Raw genomic sequence first — 1,116 nt, forward strand, 5'->3', positions numbered from 1 at the left:
AAAACACAGCGCTGCACCTAAATGCATTTCGGGGAGAACCAGCTATCACGGAGTTTGATTGGCCTTTCACCCCTACCCACAACTCATCCCCTCAGTTTTCAACCTAAGTGGGTTCGCGCCTCCACAGAGTCTTACCTCTGCTTCACACTGGCCATGGGTAGATCACCCCGCTTCGGGTCCAGGACACGCCACTAACACACCCTCGTTAGGATTCGCTTTCGCTACGGCTACCCGACAAACCGGTTAACCTCGCGACGCGCCGCTGACTCGCAGGCTCATTCTTCAAAAGGCACGCCATCACCACACAAAGCAGCTCTGACGGATTGTAGGCACACGGTTTCAGGTACTATTTCACTCCCCTCCCGGGGTACTTTTCACCATTCCCTCACGGTACTATTCCGCTATCGGTCACACTGAGTATTCAGGCTTACCGGGTGGTCCCGGCAGATTCACAGCAGATTCCACGAGCCCGCTGCTACTCGGGGACAAGAACAACCACAACACACAAGCTTTCACGTACGGGACTATCACCCTCTACGGCAGGCGTTTCCACACCACTTCCACTAACAAGCATGTTCAATGGCACATGTCCGGCAGAACACATACGTCCAAACCCCACAACACCGCACACACAACCCCTGCCGGGTATCACACATGCACGGTTTAGCCTCATCCGCGTTCGCTCGCCACTACTAACGGAATCACAATTGTTTTCTTCTCCTACGGGTACTGAGATGTTTCACTTCCCCGCGTAACCCCCACACACCCTATTTCATTCAGATGCGGGTAACCACCCATAACAGTGGCCAGGTTTCCCCATTCGGACATCCTCGGATCAACGCTCGGTTGACAACTCCCCGAGGCTTAACGCAGCCTCCCACGTCCTTCATCGGCTCAGCATGCCAAGGCATCCACCATGCGCCCTTGAAAAACCAGAACACAAAACAAACAAAACACCAAGACACAAAAACCATCCACACACAACAAAGCGCGCAGACAGTCCCTAATCAAAAATAACTACACACCACGAAAGCACACACAACAAAGCACGCACCCCCATGATGGAAGAAAAAATAAAGATGCTCACGTCCACTATACAGTTCCCACACAACACGA

General features: G+C 52.7%; 1 rRNA gene. It reads right to left on the bottom strand.

The features are described 5' to 3' along the window. A 23S ribosomal RNA gene (locus tag JZY06_RS00110) occupies positions 1-938 on the bottom strand; the annotation flags it as partial. Between the last annotated feature and the right edge of the window lie 178 nt (positions 939-1,116).

This window comes from Corynebacterium mendelii (genome assembly GCF_017307055.1).
Classification (GTDB): domain Bacteria; phylum Actinomycetota; class Actinomycetes; order Mycobacteriales; family Mycobacteriaceae; genus Corynebacterium; species Corynebacterium mendelii.